We start from the raw sequence: 20363 nt of genomic DNA on the forward strand, positions 1-20363 counted from the left end.
ATAAAAGGATTGGTCTTGACTAGAACGAGAATTCTAAAAGTTATATAACTCCTTGATGCGCAATGGATAACAAATATGTTAATCGTTCAAAAATATCAGAGGCTAAATTTCGGGAGCTAGTTAAGCTATTTTCCTTGGATTTAACAGCTACTCAGATAGCTAAGTTATCGGGACTTAATCGAAATACGGTCAATCGGTATATCAAGGGGATAAGGAAACGTCTGGCTGAATACTGTGAAATAACTGGACCGATTTCAGATCGTGTGAAGTCTCTGAGGCAATGGCCAGATGGAGAGTTAAGATATCTTGGAATTATTGAGAAAGAGGGGATAGTTTGTGTCCGGCTTATGGATGCAAATACCAAAATTGGGGATAAAAATGATGTTAGAGATCTCAAATCAAAAGAAATGGATGTGATCATCGATCTAAAAAAAGATCAGAAAATATGGATCGAAGACCGGACCCGGTTACAGAAAAATAATCGTTCTAAAATAAATCGTATCGATGGTTTTTGGGGATATGCAAAATCCCGATTGGAAAAATTTAAGGGCATCCATTCTCATACTTACTTTTTACATCTTAAGGAATCAGAATTTCGATACAATAATAATCAGGACGAGCTGTATCATCTGATCCTGAAGATTATTCGGAAACATCCGCTATTTTAGTCAAGGCCCAAGTCTAATAACAAGGGCAAAAAAATGATTTTCATGACTATCAGAGTCACATATTCGCGAAAAATAAATTGAATTATTGTTTTTTAGATCTATCGTTGAGCTTTCAACTGTGCACATAGGAATCCAGCCCCAAGTTATCTGAAGTAAAAAAACAATTTATTGCCCTTTTGGGCTCCCCTATGATAATGGGTCCAGAGTAGGAACTAATCTTTATTACTATTCCCGACCTTTTAACTCAGAATTAGTTCATTCAGGAGTTATTTTACTAAGTCCATATTAGTGCTATTTTAAGTGACCATTAACCAATTGATTATCTAAGATCTATTGCAATGGATATTTCTGATTCTAAAATGATGACTTTACATATAAAGAATATGGTGTGTCCCCGTTGTTTGATGGTGGTACGCCAGACGCTTGAGGAGCTTGGATTTGAGGTGTTGGAGGTAGAACTGGGACAAGCCCTTGTTCAGATTGATGAATCAATTTCAATGGATCGTGTTGAAGAAGAACTTAAAAAATATGGCTTTGAGCTCATCCGGGACAGAAACCAGCAGCTTATAGAGCAGATTAAAACACTTCTGATACGTTATATACAAGAATCCGAACAGTCGGAAGAAAGCCCGAAACTTTCGGATTATCTAGCAAAGGAGTTGCATCAAAATTACTCTTCGTTGAGTTCCGCTTTTTCCGAAAGCCAGGATACGACGATCGAAAAATACTTGATCCACCTCAAAATAGAGCGGGTCAAGGAACTGCTATCATATGGAGAGATGACGCTGAGTGAGATTGCCTATCGGCTCAACTACAGTAGCGTAGCCTATCTTTCGAATCAGTTCAAAAAAATCACGGGGATGTCAGTTACCGACTATAAGAAAGCCCGGGATTCCTTTCGAAAACCATTAGATGGGATCGAAGGTCAATAAGCCCTGAAAATTCTACAATAAGTACCAACAATTTTGTAAGAGATCCGGCGTTCCTGTTCAATACCTTTTGGGGTGGAATGTAAGTAATTTACCAAACCAACATTAGGATGAACACACAAACAACAACGTTAAATATTGGCGGAATGTCCTGTAGCGGCTGCGCCGCTTCTGTTCAGCAAGCCCTTGATAATATTGAAGGTGTAAAAGAGGTAGCCGTAGATCTTAAAAATAACTCTGCTGCCGTAACCTATAATCAGGATACGGTTTCAGAGAATGACTTTGACCAGGCTATCCAGGGAGCGGGGTATGAATTTCAAGGGATGGACTCCGAATTGAATTGAGGAGAATCCAATGATAATAGCTCCTGAATTTGAGCTTCGTGCTGAAGGTTGAATGTTTTGTTATTTAACCAAGAACTATTATTACTACTCTATTCCCTTTATTATTTAGGAAATGATCTTACATCTAAAGCATATATTTCAGGGAGCAGTAAACAATTAATTTAGAAAGAATCCCTATTTTTGTATCTGAATACTTACTCTCGCCTGCTGGGCGAAAAAAATTACTTCCCCGTGAATAACCTTTCAGAAAACCATTTATTTCGATATTATCTAGCTGATTAGATGAAAGTTATTAACAAGACATATCGTTACCTCTCAGCCCTTACGCTGATTCTGTTTCTCAACAGTATAGTACTGCCTGTTGGCCTTACTGCGAGCAGTCTGTTTTGTGATATGGAAATGGAAGCCAATCATGGCGGTGCCCATACTTGTTTAGGTATGCATTCCTCTGCTCAGTCTGACAATACCTTGTTTTCAGATAACGAGCTATGCAACTATCAACAAATATGCAAAGAAGTCTTATCCCTTAAGGAGAATGAGATAAAGGCCATTCCCCAGGTTGCCAAAGCGTTTACGGCTGTGCTTGGATATACGGATCCCTTTGCTCAGATTTCCGTTTACTCCGAGATTAATCCTTCCCTGTCTGAATTAAATACAGCGAGTACTACTCCGCCTATCTTTTTGCTAAACAGCGCTTTTCTGAATTAGTGATTGACCTCTCTTTCTTAGCCTGAATTCTTTTTTGGGCATACCTGCGTACTACGATTTTATTTGTAGTGAACCGTATTACGTATTGGTATTCATTTTTAATTTCATTGGTCAATAACTCTCCGCTAATTCGATGCTTGACAAAATTATACGTTTCTTTCTTGAAAACAAGCTCATATCAGTGCTCCTGCTGCTTCTTTTTGTGGGATGGGGCATGTCCGTGGCTCCCTTTAACTGGCAGCTGGATGATATCTTCCCCCGCGATCCGGTTCCGGTAGATGCTATCCCGGATCTTGGTGAAAATCAGCAGATCATTCATACAGAATGGCCGGGACGTTCCCCACAGGATATTGAAGATCAGATAACTTATCCGTTGACGACAGAGTTGTTGGGGCTTCCCGGAGTTAAAAGTGTACGAAGCAGCTCTATGATCGGACTTTCCACGATCTATGTAATTTTCGAAGAGGATATCGAATTTTACTGGAGCCGATCACGTATCCTGGAAAAGCTTAATGCGCTTCCCTCAGGTACTTTGCCTGGGGACGTACAACCATCGCTTGGACCTGATGCCACCGGGCTCGGACAAATATTCTGGTATACCCTGGAGGGACGGGATAGCAATGGAAATCCGGCTGGAGGTTGGGATCCCCAGGAACTGCGCACAATTCAGGATTATACGGTGGATTTTGCTCTGACTTCAGCTCAGGGTGTAGCCGAGGTAGCTCCCGTAGGTGGATATGTCAAGGAATACCAGGTGGACGTGGATCCGGAGGCGATGCAGGTATACAATATCACCATGCAGCAGATTTTTGAGGCGGTTCGCGGCAGCAATGTTGATGTTGGTGCACGGACTGTGGAAATGAATAATGTGGAGTATCTGGTCCGTGGACTGGGCTACATCAAAAGTCTCGAAGACCTGGAAAAAGCGGTGGTGGTAAGTAGAAATAATACGCCTATCCGTATTCAGGATATTGCACATGTTACATACGGTCCGGCCATGCAAAGGGGCGCTCTCGATAAGTCCGGTGCCGAAGCGGTGGGTGGTGTGGTTATAGCACGCCAGGGAGAGAACCCGCTTCAGGTAATTCAGAATGTGAAAGAGCAGATCAGTGAAATTTCTGCGGGCTTGCCCTCAAAAACATTGGATGACGGTACCGAATCGAAAGTTACTATAGTGCCATTTTATGACCGTACGGAACTTATCATGGAGACGCTGGGCACGCTGGAAGAGGCCCTATTCTTGCAGATTCTGGTGACCATCATTGTGGTTATTGTCATGGTGATGAACCTGCGATCATCGGTATTGATTTCTGGCTTGCTGCCCATAGCCGTGTTAATGACCTTCATCTCCATGAAGTACGGCGGCGTGGATGCCAATATTGTAGCACTTACCGGTATTGCCATAGCCATAGGTACCATGGTGGATATGGCGGTGATCCTCACCGAAAATATGATCCGGCATGTTGACGAAGCCGGCGATGAGGAGCCATTGCTGGAGGTGATTTTCAGAGCAACGAGTGAGGTCGCTTCGGCGGTGGTTACCGCTGTTTCAACGACGGTTATTAGTTTCTTGCCCGTCTTCACGATGGTGGCCGCCGAAGGAAAGCTGTTTATTCCGCTGGCCTATACCAAGACATTTGCACTGATTGCATCTATTATTATCTCACTGATTATTATACCGCCCTTTGCCCACTGGTTCTTTTCGGTGCGCATCAAAAAGCGTCCGCTGAAAATCGCCTGGAATGGATTCATCGTTGTGTTGGGATTAATAAGTATAATTTTTTCTGTACTTCCCTGGGCCGGATGGCTGTTACTGTTATTTGGAGTCAACACACTTGCTTCGTTTTATGTAGAAGCATACGATGAACCGCAGGCTGTTCGGATTAATAATTTTGTTGCCGCCATCGTCGTCACATGGCTATTGTCAAAAGCCTGGCTGCCATTGGGGCCGGAAGTATCCCTGTTTGTAAATTTCATTTTTGTAGGCGGTATTGCTGCGGTTTTGATAGGGATCTTCTTCCTCTTTATTCGTTATTTCCGTCCCATTCTACGATGGGCGCTCTATTATCGGAAAACCTTTCTTTCCATTCCATTGGTACTGGTGATCTTGGGAGTGACCATCTGGCTGGGATATGGTACCATGTTCGGATGGGTCGAAAAAGGATTTGACTCGGTAGGCGTTCCGGTGCAGGAGACAGCGGTCTGGACTTCCATGGAAGAAACTTTTCCCGGACTCGGAGAAGAATTTATGCCGCCGCTGGATGAAGGTGCTTTCCTGTTGATGCCCACTACCATGCCCCATGTCGGTGTAGAGGAGGCAAAAGATTATATGCAAAAAGTTGATATGGCGGTCACGTCTATTCCTGAAGTGGATATGGTCGTAGGAAAACTTGGAAGAGCGGAGACCGCACTGGATCCTGCACCGGTTTCGATGTATGAAAATATTATTCAGTATAAAAGTGAGTATAAGAGAGATGAAGATGGACGACGAATTCGCTTTGCGGTCAATGAGGATGGAGAATATGTGCGCGATGAATCCGGAGAGTTAATCCCTGACTCAGACGGGAAGTATTACCGGCAGTGGCGTGATCATATCCAAAGCCCGGATGATATCTGGAATGAAATAATTGATGCCAGTCGTGTGCCGGGTCTGACTTCAGCCCCCAAATTGCAGCCGATTGAAACCAGGCAGATTATGCTGCAGTCGGGGATGCGGGCCCCCATGGGGATTAAGGTGAAAGGTCCCGATCTTGAAACAATTGAAGCATTTGGGCTTGAGCTGGAGGAAGTGCTTCGGGAAGTATCTGGAGTGCAAAGCCAGACTGTTTTTGCAGATCGCATTGTCGGGAAACCCTATCTGGAAATTGAATGGGATCGGGAAGCTCTGGCTCGTTATGGGTTAAAAATTGCGGACGTACAGCAGTACCTGGAAGTTGCTATGGGCGGGATGGCGTTGACCCAAACGGTAGAGGGGCGCGAGCGGTACCCGGTACGGGTCAGATATGCCAGGGAGTACCGCGATAGTCCGGAAGATATCGAGCGGATGTTCATATCAACGGCGTCGGGCACGAACATTCCGTTGGGGATGCTCGGCGAAGTCAAGTACCGGCAGGGTCCGCAGGTCGTTAAAAGTGAAGATACATTTCTGACGGGCTATGTGACTTTTGATAAGCGGGATGGTTTTTCTGAGGTAGAGGTTGTGGAAGCAGCTCGACAGGTTATCGATGAAAAGATTGATAATGGAGAGCTTTCCGTACCTTCGGGACTCAGCTTCGAATTTGCCGGGAATTATGAAAATCAGGTACGGGCCGAGAAACGTCTCGCGGTCGTAATGCCTGTTACCCTGCTCATCATCTTCCTTATTCTCTATTTCCAGTTCCGATCTATCTCGACGACGGCCATGATCTTCAGCAGCATATTTGTGGCTTGGGCGGGGGGATTTATTATGCTTTGGCTGTATGGACAGCCATGGTTTATGAATTTCGAACTATTCGGTACTAATATGCGCGATCTGTTCCAGATGGGGGTCGTAAACCTCAGTGTTGCCGTATGGGTTGGGTTTATTGCTCTATTCGGCATTGCAGCTGATGGTGCTGTTGTTATTGCCACTTATATCCACCAGCTGATGGACCGGCATAAACCTGAAAGTATCGAGGAACTACATGAAACCATCATAAAAGCCGGAAGCTTACGTATTCGCCCGACCCTGATGACTACCGCTACTACTACACTGGCACTGTTGCCAATTCTTACTTCAAGCGGACGGGGATCCGATATTATGATCCCCATGGCCATACCAACTTTCGGCGGCATGATGGTTGCTATTGTCACACTTTTCGTGGTGCCCGTGCTCTATGCCGTCTGGCAGGAATCTAAGTGGAAGATGGAAGAGAAAATGGAGCAATTGCCGCTGATAGAAAATACTAATAACGAAATGAGCTAAACGAAGTACCATGAAAAATCCAATAATAACCGGCGATCAATCCTCCTGGCCTCCTAGAAAAAAATCGGGACAGGCAAGTAGTAATTTATTTAATAGTTTGATTATGGCTCAAAAATACACCTTAGCCTGTAGGTATAATATATCTTCCCTTGAGGGGAGTGTCTGTTCCGAAAATAGTCGGAACAGACGAGGGGTGTTTTACTCGATTGATTGTGGAGATAACACCTCCCGACACAATTCGAAAACCCGCGAATTGGCCACCCTCCTCAAGGAGGGACTTTCTTGCTTGAAAATCCTGCTTGTACTGATTTTCTTTTTATTGATCAGTGTGAACCTCCAGGCACAGGATCATCCTTCACCGGGATCCGAGGAAGCAGTCGAAGACAGCCTGGCCTTAAACCAGTATATACAAGAGGCTTTGGCCAATAATCCGCGCGTCGAAGGGTTGTTTCAGCAGTTTTATGCCCGGATGGAACAGGTTCCGCAGGTTGGCGCTCTGCCGGATCCGGAAATAATGTTTCAATACCATATTAATCCAATGGAGCAGAGTAATCCTCTGACCCGAACTACTGTGAGTGCCACACAGCGGTTCCCATGGTTTGGAACGCTCAATAAGCGAGAGGAACGGGTGGAAAAGGTGGCAGAAGTGGAGTGGACCGCCTTTGAAGAGGCACGCAACAAAGTTGTACAAAATGTCAAAGAGCGCTGGTACCGAATGCATGAACTCCACCACCATTTGATGATCTTTGATCAAAATATGGATTTGCTGGGGCAGTTGGAACGGCAAGTACAAAGGAGATACGAAAGCGGGGATGTCAGCCAGGTGGACCTGCTTCGCATCCAGATTGAACAGGACAACCTGGAAACGCGGATTGTAAATACCGAAGAGGAGCTAGAGGCGATGAAAGTTCGATTTAATTCATTGCTGAATCGACCAGCAGAGACAAAGATTCAAATACCGGATGTAATGTATAGTTCGCAACTGACAAAGAGTGAGGGACTTCTGCGGCAGAGTATCTACAATCGCAATCCGGAGCTTCGCGGAAGAGAGCTTCAAGAAGAAGCGGCTCTTGTTGCTGAAGAGCAGGCACGCTTGCAGGGGCTCCCGTCATTTGGTCTGGGACTGATGGTCATGAATAAGAATTACATGTATATGCCCTTGATGTCTGGCGAACGAGCGGGATTAACCGGATCCTTGACCATACGTGTTCCACTTTCGCGCTCCAAATATCGTGCTCAACGGCAAGAAGCTCGTATTGAAGCTCGGATTGCACGCGAAGAGCAGCAGGAGGTTACAAACCGCCTGACCGCCGAGGTAGAATCCCTGCTACAGCAGTATCGTGATGCGGAACGAAGAATTGCTCTGCACGAGGAACGCTTGATACCGAAGACGCGTCAGGCACTCAGAATAGCATTGTCTGAATATGCCGGGGGACGCGGTGACTTTGAACAGATCATTCAGTTACACCAACAGCTGCTGGAATATGAAATGATGCTTAACACAGCTTACGTGGAGCAAAATATTGCTACAGCTGAGTTAGAAGCACTTGCTGGCGAGTATAATACTAATCCTGAAGAAATAGAATAATATATAAGCAGTAGTGGCGTAACGCATTACGCCACTACTGCTGCAAAAATACCACAACTATGAAAACACCTGATATACAACAAATAAGCAAAATACTCGGTCTATTACTGGTTGGACTTTTCTTAGGTTGGCTGTTCTTTGGCGGCTCTGCCAGGGAAGATGCAACAGATATAGACCAGCATGTGGAAGAAACGCATACCGACGAGGAGGGGAATATCGTCTACACCTGCAGCATGCATCCACAGATCCGACAAAATGAGCCCGGGAATTGTCCCATCTGCGGCATGGAGCTCATCCCAGTCGACCAGGCAGAAGAGCAGGGTGAAACCGTCTTTACCATGACTGAAGCCGCCGTTAAGCTGGCAGATATTCAAACGTCGACCGTTGAACGACGCATTCCTGAGCTTGAAGTTCGCCTGCCGGGACGTGTGGCTGCCGATGAACGAAGAATATCCTCCATTACTGCGCAATTTTCGGGGCGCATTGAAGAGCTCTTTGTCGATTTCAGAGGAACGTATGTTGAAGAAGGTGAAAAACTGGCTTCAATTTACTCTCCGGAACTGATTTCTGCACAGCAGGAACTACTTGAAGCGGCCCGAAACAAGCAAACTAATCCTGGATTGTATGAATCAACACTCAGGAAATTACGTTTGTGGGGGCTTCCCGAAAGTGAAATTCAGCGCATTGAATCATCCGGAAAAGTATCCGATACGCTTCCCATTGTAGCGACACGCAGTGGTTATGTTACCCAGAAAAATGTTGATACAAGGGATTATGTGGATGAAGGAACTGTTATGTATAAAGTAGCTGATTTTTCAACGCTTTGGGTACTGTTCGATGCCTATGAAACTGATATCGGAGCCATAGACCAAGGAGATTCAGTCAACTTTACGGTCCGCAGTTATCCCGGCAAAACCTTTGAAGCAAAAATTACCTATGTCGATCCATTTATCGATCCGCAAACGCGGACGGCCCGTGTACGGGCAGAAGTAGATAATACGGAGAACATGTTAAAACCAGACATGCTTGCCCGGGGCGTAGTAAGCGGAACAGCTGATAATGGAGAAAAAATCATGATCCCTAGGTCAGCGGTTATGTGGACCGGCAAGCGTTCGGTTGTTTTTGTGAAACAAGAAGATAAAGATGTTCCTTCTTTTGAGCCCCGATTGGTTACGCTGGGTCAGCGTGCCGGTGATTACTACGTGATAGAGGAGGGATTGGAAGAAGGCGAAGAAGTGGTTACTCACGGCAACTTCAAGCTCGACAGCGCTGCTCAATTGGCGGATAACCTCAGTATGATGAATCGGGAACCAGGGAGTGGAGCAAATCAGGCAGGACATGATCACGGCGGAATAGAAGAGCAGCAGATACAACAGGAAGAAGACCATAGCGAGCATACCGATAGTCGGGCAGAGATAAGTGGAATCAACGCCGAAGTTCCGCAAGGATTTCGCAACCAGTTAAAACAGGTGGTTAGCGAATATCTGGATCTTAAAGATGCTTTGGTGGAGGACTCCGATCCGGAAGAAGTTTCGAACCATGCCGAACGTTTCCTTGAGCAACTGAGAAATATTGATATGTCGCTGTTGAAAGAGAAGCCACACGATCGCTGGATGGAACTGCACGAGAAGTTAAGTCAGGAGGCCGAACAAATTGCCGGATATAATGAACTCAACACCCAACGAAGAGCTTTTTTTCTGTTGTCAGAAGCGCTGGTGGAAAGTGTCCGCGAATTCAGTATTGATGGGATTTTATACTATCAGTTCTGTCCCATGGCTTTTAATGGAGAGGGCGCTTATTGGCTCAGTGAAGAGAAGGAAATTAATAATCCCTATTTAGGGAAAAAAATGCCAGCGTGTGGTGAAATTATCGAAGAAATAAAGGTTTAGCATTTGTAATCAAATATACTCTATTATTATGAAATTAATTAAAGCCTATATACGTACCGATATGTTTGAAACAGTCCATAGGGCTCTAAACAAAGAAGGCTATACAAGTATGACTGTAATGGAGGCCGAGGGTATGGGCAGCTACAGTGATCCTAAAGACCGGCATAGCTCTCTAAAATTTCCGGCGCTACATTCCAAAGTGGTTAAGCTGGAAATGATCTCGAAAGCAGAACATGTTGATCATATCGTTCAGATTATACATAAAAATGCCAGTACAGGACATCCGGGAGACGGCCTCATGGTGGTACTGCCGGTTGAACGGAGTATTCGTGTCCGGGATGGGGAAGAGCGGAGGTATACAGTTTAATTTATTTCTTAAATGATTAACTATTTGTCCAGGTATTAGAAGTATTAAGCTTGTAGTCTTATCCATTTCAGGTTTTTTTATGATGTCTAGATTTTATCATTACTGAATAGGTGGCGGAATTTATAAAATCAAAAGCAACATAAATGGGAATGATTAAGAAAACTATTTGGGAGTGACGGTTGACTACTGCAGCCTAAAAGTTTTACACAAAATTCTTATTTAGTTGTAACGCCTCATCACTCAATTTTACAGACATTTAGGCAAAACACTCACGAAAACTAGACAATCCATGGATCACGATCAGCATCAACACCAACACCAAGAGGGAAGCCACGGGGATGGCCACCACGATCATCATGCCCATATGCTGGAGGATTTTAAAAAGCGATTCTTCATTTCGCTATTACCCACCGCTCTGATTTTAATATTGTCTCCCATGATCCAGGAGTTTATGGGAATTGCCGGGCAGCTGGACTTTTCGGGGGATACGATTATTCTTTTTCTTCTTTCTACTTTCGTATTCTTTTACGGCGGATGGCCGTTTCTCAAAGGGGCATATGATGAGATAAGTGATAAACAGCCCGGTATGATGACCCTGATCGGGCTGGCCATTACTGTGGCCTATGGTTACAGTTCGACCGTGGTATTCGGATTGGAGGGCAAACTCTTTTTCTGGGAGCTGGCCACGCTTGTACTTATTATGCTGGTGGGACACTGGATTGAGATGCGATCGGTGATGAGCGCTTCGCGCGCCCTCGAAGAGCTGGCCAAGCTGATGCCGGATACGGCCCATCGTCTCAAACAAGATGGCAGTACCGAAGAGGTGCCGCTCAGGGAACTACAAAATGGTGACCGACTGGTGATAAAACCCGGTGAAAAAATTCCGGCAGATGGGGAGGTCATCGAAGGAGCGACCCAGGTTAATGAATCGCTGTTAACTGGAGAATCCAAGCCGGTTTCCAAAGAGGAAGGCGATGAGGTAATTGGTGGGGCTATTAATAAAGAAGGATCCATCACCATTAAGGTTACTAAAACCGGGGATGAATCTTTTTTGTCCCAGGTTATTTCCCTGGTCGAAGATGCCCAGCAAAGTAAATCTAAAACGCAAAATCTGGCCAATCGCGCGGCGGCATGGTTGACGTTTGCCGCACTTGGTGCAGGAGCGTTGACTCTATTCGGATGGTCCTTCTGGTCGTCGCAGGATTTCGTGTTTGCCATTGAGCGTACGGTCACGGTGATGGTTATTACTTGTCCCCATGCCTTGGGTTTGGCCATTCCGCTGGTGGTTTCGGTATCTACTTCAAAAGCGGCTAATGAGGGATTTCTGATTAGAAATAGGACGGCTTTTGAGCAGGCTCGGAATGTCAATGCTATCATTTTTGATAAAACCGGTACCTTAACGCAGGGAGAGTTCGGCGTTACGGATGTCAAATTGTTTAAAGAGAATTATTCCAGAGAGGAATTGCTTAAGCTTGCAGCTTCACTTGAAACACGATCCGAACATTCTATTGCACAGGGTATCGTTGAAGCTGTAGACGAGACGTATGAGGTTTCTGATTTTAATTCAATTACCGGAAAAGGAGTAACCGGCAAGGTTGAGGGCAAACAGCTCGCGGTGGTAAGCCCCGGATATCTGGAAGAGCAGGATATTGAAATTCCTGATCGTGAACAGGTGGATAAGCTGGCATCGGAAGGCAAAACCATTGTTTATGTTTTGATTGATGATTCACTGGAAGGAGCTATTGCGCTTGGCGACCAGATACGTAAAGAATCCTACGAAGCTGTGAAAAAGTTGAAAGAGGCTGGAATTCAATGCATGATGCTGACTGGGGATAATAAGCAGGTAGCTAAATATGTGGCTGATGAACTGGGACTGGAGGACTACTTTGCAGAGGTACTGCCCGATGAGAAATCCGAAAAAGTAAAAGAGGTGCAGAGCCGTGGGCTTGTTGTGGCAATGGTTGGCGACGGGGTAAATGACGCTCCGGCATTGGCGCAGGCCGATGTGGGCATTGCTATTGGTGCGGGATCGGACGTAGCCGTTGAAACGGCAGATTTAATTCTGGTTAAGAATAACCCTAATGATGTGGTAGCGGCTATACTTTTGGCCAAGGCGACGTACCGTAAAATGATCCAAAACCTATGGTGGGCCAGTGGTTATAATATCATAGCTATTCCGTTAGCCGCAGGAGTTTTTGCATGGGCGGGTGTTATTTTAAGCCCCGCCGTTGGAGCAGTTCTGATGTCGATGAGTACTGTTGTGGTGGCTATTAACGCGCGCTTCTTAAAGATAGAAAGATCCGATAAATAGCCCCACTAAAATAATTGGGTAGCTCAATTATTTAGCTGTATTGCGGATTATCGTGATAAAGCGGCCGCTTTATCAGTAGTTCATAAGTACAGCCAGCACTCTGTATCACTACATTGTAGTGTGTGCTGGTCTCTCATGCAGCCCGTCCTTGTAAGTTCAGGGTATCCGACATGAGTATGTCAGGAAATACGACATTAAAGTGTCGTATAATATGACATCCTAATGTCGTATAGTATGACATTTAGATGTCTGATAGCAAGACATTATGATGTCAGAAAGGATGTAGTAGTAAGTTCCCTTGATATGATTCACGTTGTGAATTACTCTTGTCAGCCTAACAGCAAGCCAAAGGAGGAAAAGGACAGGGGAATCAGCTTTTGCTCAACTTGATAGTCCCTATCTGTCTGATTATCAATCAATTGGCAGAGAGCTCAGTATTCAGTATTAATAAAGCCTGCCGGAATATTTCGGCAGGCTTTATTATTGATGTCGGTTGCTGATTAAATAGATAAACAAACCTGAACAGGGAACTGTCAAGTTTCAATTCGGGCTTATCTATATTTTGTATTTAGGATTAATTTCCGCACTACGAATTTGGCTTTCATTCATTCTCCAGGATTACTTTAAGCGCTTTTTCCTTGGACGCATTTCCGAATGTGTCGTAGGCTTCCATGATCTCACTTAATTTAAAGTGGTGCGTAATGAGCTGTTCGGGTTCCAGTTTGCCTGAACCTACGGTTTTCATCAGCATCGGTATGGTATAAGTATCAACCAGGCCGGTCGTCATGGTGATGTTTTGAACCCAGAGCTTTTCGAGCTTAAGTTCAACACTTTTTCCATGTACACCTACATTAGCAATATGTCCACCGGCTTTGACGATCTCCTGGCAGATATCAAAAGTAGCAGGAACTCCTACCGCTTCGATGGAAACGTCTACTCCTTTTTTTTCGGTGAGCTTCATGATTTTCTCAATCGCTTTGCCATGACTGCTATTTACCGTCTTAGTGGCCCCAAACTCTTTCGATACTTCCAGTCGGTTATCATCCAAGTCGACCATGATGATTTCGGCCGGGGAGTAGAACTGGGCAGTTAACAGTGCGGCCAGACCGATGGGACCAGCACCCACGATAGCAACCACATCACCGGGTTTCACCTTTCCGTTAAGCACTCCAACTTCAAATCCCGTTGGCAGAATATCACTGAGCATTACCAATGCTTCTTCATCGGCTCCCTCGGGGATGTGATAGAGACTCGTATCGGCATGGGGAATGCGAACATACTCGGCTTGAGTACCGTCGATAGTATTTCCTAGAATCCATCCACCGTTTTCGCAGTGTGAATACATTTGTTTCTTACAATTATCACATTTGCCACATGCAGTAATGCAACTGATGAGAACCGGATCTCCTTTTTTAAAATTGGAAACGCCTTCACCTACTTCATCAATGATTCCGACCCCTTCATGGCCAAGGGTACGTCCGTCCGTAACAGTGGGCACATCCCCTTTCATGATATGTAGATCTGTTCCACAGATTGTGGTTTTGGTTATCTTGACGATGGCATCGGTTGATTCCTGAATTTTGGGTTTATGCTTTTCTTCATATGCGCGATTGTTGGGACCGTGATAAACAAGGGCTTTCATAATGGCACCTCCTATTGTAATTGTAGAGCATCAAAAATTAGTCTATTGACTTTTTAAGATGCTTTTAACATTTCTTGTTTATTTAATAGTGCAATAGTTGTACCAGAAATGTGAGAATTACGATCTATCTCTAAACCTCTTTAAAATGTTGGTAGAGGTGCCTTTTAATAGGGACATTATTATTGGTAGGACTTCGTTCATTGCAAGTCTGCAATAGGACATAAGATAATTTTTTTGCATAGATGCATAAAAAATATTTAAAAATGTTTATGAACAGACAGAAAGAGATATTTGAAAGATTCAGTGAAAGGAGATAACCAATTCAATTGTAAATTCTTTACTATCAGAGGATGTGAAATAATTAAAACAAATATAAATTGGTCCATAATATCGAGGTCTATTCGAACTAGAATTTAATTTTAATTGTGAATTAAAGTGTAAATGGAAGTAAAAAGGACTATTTATCTCTAGATGAAAGAATGAAAAAGAGAAGGCCTATCTACTATATATAGAGAATATGGCTATATATATTGGTGATAGTTGGTCAGTAAAGACTTGGTTTCGAAAATAATTTGCCTATTATCAGAAAAATATTTTAGTTAATAAGCAAATGATTTGCATTGCCAATTCGCTTTGGTGGGAAAACTTGTAGGGTTACTTATTGATGTAGGGATACTTTTCTAGGTGCTTTCCAAGTTCAATGTTGGTCATAATTTAAAATGGGATATATAACTATAACCTCGAAGGGGATATATATGAAGACACATATACCAAGAAACGTTAATTTTAAAGCATTGATATCATTGGGGGTTTTTGTGCTAGCGCTCATGTTTTCTGGCGTGACAATGGCACAGGATACTTCAACGATATCGGGAACAGTTACCGACCAGGCAACAGGTGAAACACTGCCTGGAGTGAATATTTTAGTTAAAGGAACAGCAATAGGAGCCTCAACGAACCTAAATGGGGAGTACGAACTAGATGTTCCCTCATTAAATGATACGCTCGTTGTATCTTATGTTGGATACACTCGTTCAGAAATACCCATTAACGGCCGGACATCATTGGATATTGAGTTGCAGCCGCAGGCTATTGAAGGTGATGAGGTTTTTGTTACTGGATATACTTCTCAGCGACAAGCCGATATTACTGGGGCCGTATCCGAAGTTAGTGTTGAGGATATGAATAGAACCACTTCCGCCAGCTTTTTGGACAAAATGAAGGGCCGCATTGCCGGAGTTAACGTAGAGTCCAGCGGTTCACCAGGTTCTGCTAATACAGTAAGGATTCGCGGAGTTAGCTCTTTCCAAAACAATGATCCGCTTTATATTATTGATGGAACACCGATTCAAGGTGATTATAATAATTTCTTGAATCCAAATGACATAGAGTCCATGCAGGTATTAAAAGATGCTTCTGCAGCTTCTATTTACGGATCGCGTGCTAACAATGGGGTTGTAATTATTACAACAAAAAAAGGATCTGCCGGGGCTCCCGAGGTCTCATTTGATGCTAACTGGGGAGTTGCTACTCCGGTAAGTGGATATAGTGATATTCTGATGCAGGATCCATTTAATTATCATGAAATTATTAAACGGAGTCATGATAATGCGGGTTTATCTACTCCTACTAATATTTATGGAGATCCTGAAAATCCTTCCATTCCAAATTATATTTGGCCGAATGACGGGACCAATCAGACAATGGATCTGCAGGCCCAGTTTGGAATTACTGAGGAAGATTATGAAATATGTAATTGTGATCGGTTGATTATGCCGGCTAGCCAGGGAACGGACTGGTGGGATGAGCTTTTTGATCCAGCCTTGACACAAAGCTATAACCTGAATATTTCCGGTGGTAATGAAGGAGCCGTTTACAATCTTTCGTTTAACTATTACGACCAGGAAGGTACTATGAGATATAACTTTTATAAAAAGGGTACCATCCGTGTGAATACGGAATTTGAGGCGGGTATTTTTACCTTTGGAGAAAATGCCAGCTTTACGGTTGACCAGCAGTCAGGAGGTATGCAGTCCGGGGCTATGGGCGAGGATACACCAATTGGTCAGCTGATAAAAATGCAGCCGATTATACCCGTACATGATATAGGAGGCTATTATGCTGGCGCCAAAGCAAATACATTGGGGAACGGTAGTAATCCTGTAGCACAGGTCTGGAAAAACCGCCATGATGTAACAGAGACTAATGCGTTTGTAGGTAATGCATTTGCAACGGCCTCTATTATGGAGAATCTCGAGTTTAAGAGTAATTTTGGATTTAATATCGGTCGTAATAGGTTTGAAGGGATGGCTCTGCCCACCCCCGAGAACTCGGAGCCTAATTCAGTTACCTCACTAAACGAAAACTTTGGTGTTTATACCAACTGGAATTGGAGTAATACGCTTAATTATGCCAAGACCTTTAATCAAAATCACAACCTGGATGTACTGGCTGGTACGGAGGCCAATCGTGAAAATAATCGCTCTATTGGCGCTTCCATGGCTGGATATTCGAGCACTTCGCTCAATACCCGCTACATCAGGGATGCATTGGGAGATCCCGGAACGAAGGCCGTAAACTCATTCGGCGGTTATAGTACATTGCTTTCATTCTTTGGTAAAGCAGACTATAACTACGCTGAGAAATATTATTTGAGTGCTACACTACGGCACGACGGATCCTCGAGACTTGGAGCGAATAACCGATGGGGTACCTTCCCGGCCTTTAGTGTAGGTTGGAGAGTATCGGAAGAATCCTTCATGGATGGATTATCCGGGCTGAGTGACCTGAAGATTCGCTTCGGATATGGAGTGACCGGAAATCAGCAAATACCGACCGGTCGTACAGTTGACGAATTCGGTGGTGCAGTTGGTGAAACCTTTTACGACATTACGGGGTCCAACACCGGTGTTGAGCAGGGGTTTCGTAAAACAGCCATCGGTAATGATGACCTGAAATGGGAAGAAAATGTCTCCTACAATCTTGGTATAGATTCGGAATTTCTCGATGGTCGAATGAGCTTAGTGGTTGATCTCTATCATCGTGAAGTCGATGACCTTCTGTTTAATCCTTCCATACCTGCAACACAAGGTAATGCGGCACCTCCTTTTGTGAACGTTGGAAAAATGCAGAATGAAGGTATTGACGTTTCGCTTGGGTATCGAGGAACTATTGGTAGTGAACTCAGCTGGAATGTGGATATAAACGGTAGCCATTACAAAAACGAGATCATACGCATAGACGGGCAGCAGGACTTTTTCTATGGCCCCGCACAAGGTCGTGGCAGCCAGATGGTGATTAACCAGTTGGGTAGCCCAATTGGAGCCTTCTATGGTTATAAAGCTGACGGCTTATTTATGAATCAAGATGAAGTAGATGCTCATGCTGATCAGGATGGAGCTGCACCCGGTCGCCTTCGGTTTGCAGATGTCAATGGAGACGGTCAAATCACGCCAGAAGATAAAAAGGTAATCGGATCCTATCATCCGGACTTTACCGGTGGGTTAAATCTCGGAATGCAATGGAAGAACTTTGATTTTAATACCTTCCTGTTTGCATCTATCGGTAATGACATATTTGATATAACCGATGAATTTACCGTTTTCCGTCTTTTCAATACGAATGTAAGGCAGGATCGCCTGACCAAGTCAGCAATAGTCGAGAATGGCGAGGTTATAAACCCGGATGCTAAATATCCCAGGTTAGATCAAAATGACCAGTTCAGTAGTGAATACAGCAGCTTTTATGTCAAGGATGGATCATATCTGCGGATGCAGAATCTGGAGATAGGCTATAATGCTCCAGCAGGGATGATCCCGGGATTATCGCGGGTTCGGTTTTATGTGCAGGCACAGAACCTGTTTACCATAACGGGCTATGATAACCTTGATCCGGCTATGCCAGCTCAACCTGTTGGAGATGGAGTAGATGCCAGTGACCAGGCTAGAGGTATCAATCAGGGTACTTATCCGAATAACCGCATCTTTGGGTTTGGAATCAATGCCAGTTTTTAACAAAGAATTCACAAATTAATTGAAGAGACTATAAGCATAAATATTATGGAAAAAATAAAAAGATTATTTGGAATAGTTGGAGCAGCGCTTGTGGTGGCTATGACCATCTATGCCTGCGATACAGATTCCTTCTTATCCAGTCCGGCGCAAGGGACATTAAGTTCCGACGTACTGGCCAATGAAGATGGAGTTGACGGGAATCTTATTGCCGCATATTCAATGCTTGATGGGTATGGCAACTATGGTGGCTGGGGAACAGCTGCCAGTAACTGGACTTTTGGAAGTGTTTCGAGTGATAATGCTTACAAGGGTTCGGAGCCAGGTGACCAGCAACCCATTGCTGATGTAGAATTTTACAATTGGGGTACCAGTGGGGTAGACACTTACGTGAATGATAAATGGAGTTCTACCTATGATGGTATTAACCGGGCTAATGCAACTTTAGAGCTTTTGGCATCGGTTGATGAAGTCACAGGTGAGGATCGAGCGAGTATTGAGGGAGAGGCCAAGTTCTTGCGCGCCCATTACCATTTTGAGGCGTGGAAAATGTGGAAGAATATCCCTTACTACACCGAAGAAGCTGAAGATTTCCGTAAGCCTAACACCGGAAATAATCCCATTCAGAGTATTCTGGCGGACTTGAATGACGCAATTGAATTGCTTCCTACTTCGCAAAGTGAGGCTGGACGTGTAACACAATGGACCGCCAAGGCCTATAAAGGTCGGGTGGAAGCCTACACCGGAGATTGGGAGAGTGCTCTTTCTACCTTGCGTGAGGTGGAACAAAGCGGGCCATATGCGCTGAGAGATAACTTCCACCAGGTGTTTTCTGCCAGTGGAGGTAATGGGTCAGAAACTATCCTTGCTTATCAGGCTTCTGTTAATGATGGAGAGCCTGGTGGTGCTAATGGGAACTATCCTGATCGCTTGAACTTTCCACATAGTGGTAGTCCATTTGGATGCTGCGGATTTCATCAGCCTTCACAGAACTTAGTCAATGCCTTTAAGGTAGACGGTGGTACTGGACTTCCATTGCCGATTACAGATCCGAATAACTGGAACAGCGATGACGACAACTTTGCAGCAGGAGATATGACACCGGTAGATCCCCGTCTCGACTGGACAGTAGGCCGGGATGGAGTACCATTCCTTGATTGGGGAGAGCATGCGCCAGGTTGGATACGTGACCGTGGTTATTCTGGCCCGTATAGTGCGAAAAAAACAGTATGGGAACAGGGTACCGACGCAGGTAGCTCAGTTGGATGGTCCAGTTTCCAGCTGCATTTTCAAAATCTGCATCTGTATCGTTATGCTGATGCACTATTATTATTGGCCGAAGCAGAGGTGGAAGTGGGATCTCTTGAGAACGCCCGGACTATTGTAAACCGTATTCGTGAGCGTGCTGGACAGGCCGCACAAGGTCCTGGTACTTCCTTGGATAATATCGAAGTGCCAATTGATGATCCCGCAATTACATGGGCCAATTATCAAGTTGGTACCTACGATACTCCTTGGACAAGTGCTTCTGAAGCCAGAGAGGCCGTACGTGTTGAGCGTCGCCTTGAGTTGGCAATGGAAGGTCATCGTTATTTCGACCTCCGTCGTTGGGGCATTGCTCAAGAAACATTGAATAACTATCTGGATGTTGAAGAAACCCGCCGTGAATATTTGACGGGTTCTGATGGTTATCAGGAGCGCAATAACCTATATCCGATACCTTCTGTTCAGCGAGAACTTAGTGAGGTGGATGGAGAATCAACACTGGAGCAAAATCCAGGCTGGTAACCTTTACAGCTAATTAAAAATTTATCCCGGGAGGTGAGAACAATTCACTTTCCGGGATTTTTTTTAACTAATTTCTAATTAGTAAGATTGCATGTTTATCTTCCAGTTTTATTTTGTAATAGTTTATTTTTTAAAGGTACTTGGATAACAATATTATATACTTTGCCTTTTCTATA

12 protein-coding genes are annotated in these 20363 nt (G+C 44.3%); 11 read left to right on the top strand and 1 reads right to left on the bottom strand.

What is annotated here, in order from left to right:
* The first annotated feature begins 62 nt into the window (after positions 1–62).
* The 9 genes from ABEB05_RS10040 to ABEB05_RS10080 all read left to right on the top strand — a co-directional run bounded on the left by ABEB05_RS10040 (position 63) and on the right by ABEB05_RS10080 (position 12747).
* Positions 63–668, top strand: coding sequence for an IS1595 family transposase (locus tag ABEB05_RS10040; protein ID WP_265789779.1), 606 nt, complete (start codon positions 63–65; stop codon positions 666–668).
* A gap of 338 nt (positions 669–1006) precedes the next feature.
* Positions 1007–1600, top strand: a complete 594-nt coding sequence (locus tag ABEB05_RS10045; protein ID WP_265789780.1) for a helix-turn-helix domain-containing protein — start codon at positions 1007–1009, stop codon at positions 1598–1600.
* Positions 1601–1707: 107 nt separating this feature from the next.
* Positions 1708–1941, top strand: coding sequence for a heavy-metal-associated domain-containing protein (locus tag ABEB05_RS10050; RefSeq protein WP_265789781.1), 234 nt, complete (start codon positions 1708–1710; stop codon positions 1939–1941).
* Between the two features lie 282 nt (positions 1942–2223).
* On the top strand, positions 2224–2649 hold the full coding sequence (locus tag ABEB05_RS10055) for a hypothetical protein (RefSeq protein WP_265789782.1): 426 nt from the start codon (positions 2224–2226) through the stop codon (positions 2647–2649).
* A gap of 133 nt (positions 2650–2782) precedes the next feature.
* Positions 2783–6592, top strand: coding sequence for an efflux RND transporter permease subunit (locus ABEB05_RS10060; RefSeq protein ID WP_265789784.1), 3810 nt, complete (start codon positions 2783–2785; stop codon positions 6590–6592).
* 10 nt (positions 6593–6602) lie between these two features.
* The gene (locus tag ABEB05_RS10065) at positions 6603–8180 is read left to right on the top strand and encodes a TolC family protein (RefSeq protein ID WP_265789785.1); all 1578 of its coding nucleotides are present in this window, start codon (positions 6603–6605) and stop codon (positions 8178–8180) included.
* A gap of 59 nt (positions 8181–8239) precedes the next feature.
* Entirely contained in the window at positions 8240–10069 is a 1830-nt protein-coding gene (locus tag ABEB05_RS10070; protein WP_265789788.1) for an efflux RND transporter periplasmic adaptor subunit, read from the top strand.
* A 28-nt stretch (positions 10070–10097) separates the two neighbouring features.
* Entirely contained in the window at positions 10098–10436 is a 339-nt protein-coding gene (locus tag ABEB05_RS10075; RefSeq protein WP_265789789.1) for a P-II family nitrogen regulator, read from the top strand.
* A 289-nt stretch (positions 10437–10725) separates the two neighbouring features.
* Positions 10726–12747: a copper-translocating P-type ATPase gene (locus ABEB05_RS10080; protein ID WP_265789790.1), complete on the top strand. Its 2022-nt coding sequence runs from the start codon at positions 10726–10728 to the stop codon at positions 12745–12747.
* A 601-nt stretch (positions 12748–13348) separates the two neighbouring features.
* Here the strand turns inward: ABEB05_RS10080 and ABEB05_RS10085 are convergent.
* Entirely contained in the window at positions 13349–14389 is a 1041-nt protein-coding gene (locus tag ABEB05_RS10085; RefSeq protein WP_265789791.1) for a zinc-dependent alcohol dehydrogenase family protein, read from the bottom strand.
* A 755-nt stretch (positions 14390–15144) separates the two neighbouring features.
* On the opposite strand from ABEB05_RS10085, the gene ABEB05_RS10090 reads away from it, so the two are divergent.
* A complete protein-coding gene (locus ABEB05_RS10090) occupies positions 15145–18402 on the top strand; it encodes a SusC/RagA family TonB-linked outer membrane protein (RefSeq protein WP_265789792.1) in 3258 nt (1085 codons plus the stop codon).
* 45 nt (positions 18403–18447) lie between these two features.
* A complete protein-coding gene (locus ABEB05_RS10095) occupies positions 18448–20187 on the top strand; it encodes a RagB/SusD family nutrient uptake outer membrane protein (RefSeq protein ID WP_265789793.1) in 1740 nt (579 codons plus the stop codon).
* Positions 20188–20363: the final 176 nt, after the last annotated feature.

Origin of the sequence: Fodinibius salicampi, assembly GCF_039545095.1 — a bacterium.
In the GTDB taxonomy this organism is placed as follows: Bacteria; Bacteroidota; Rhodothermia; order Balneolales; family Balneolaceae; genus Fodinibius; species Fodinibius salicampi.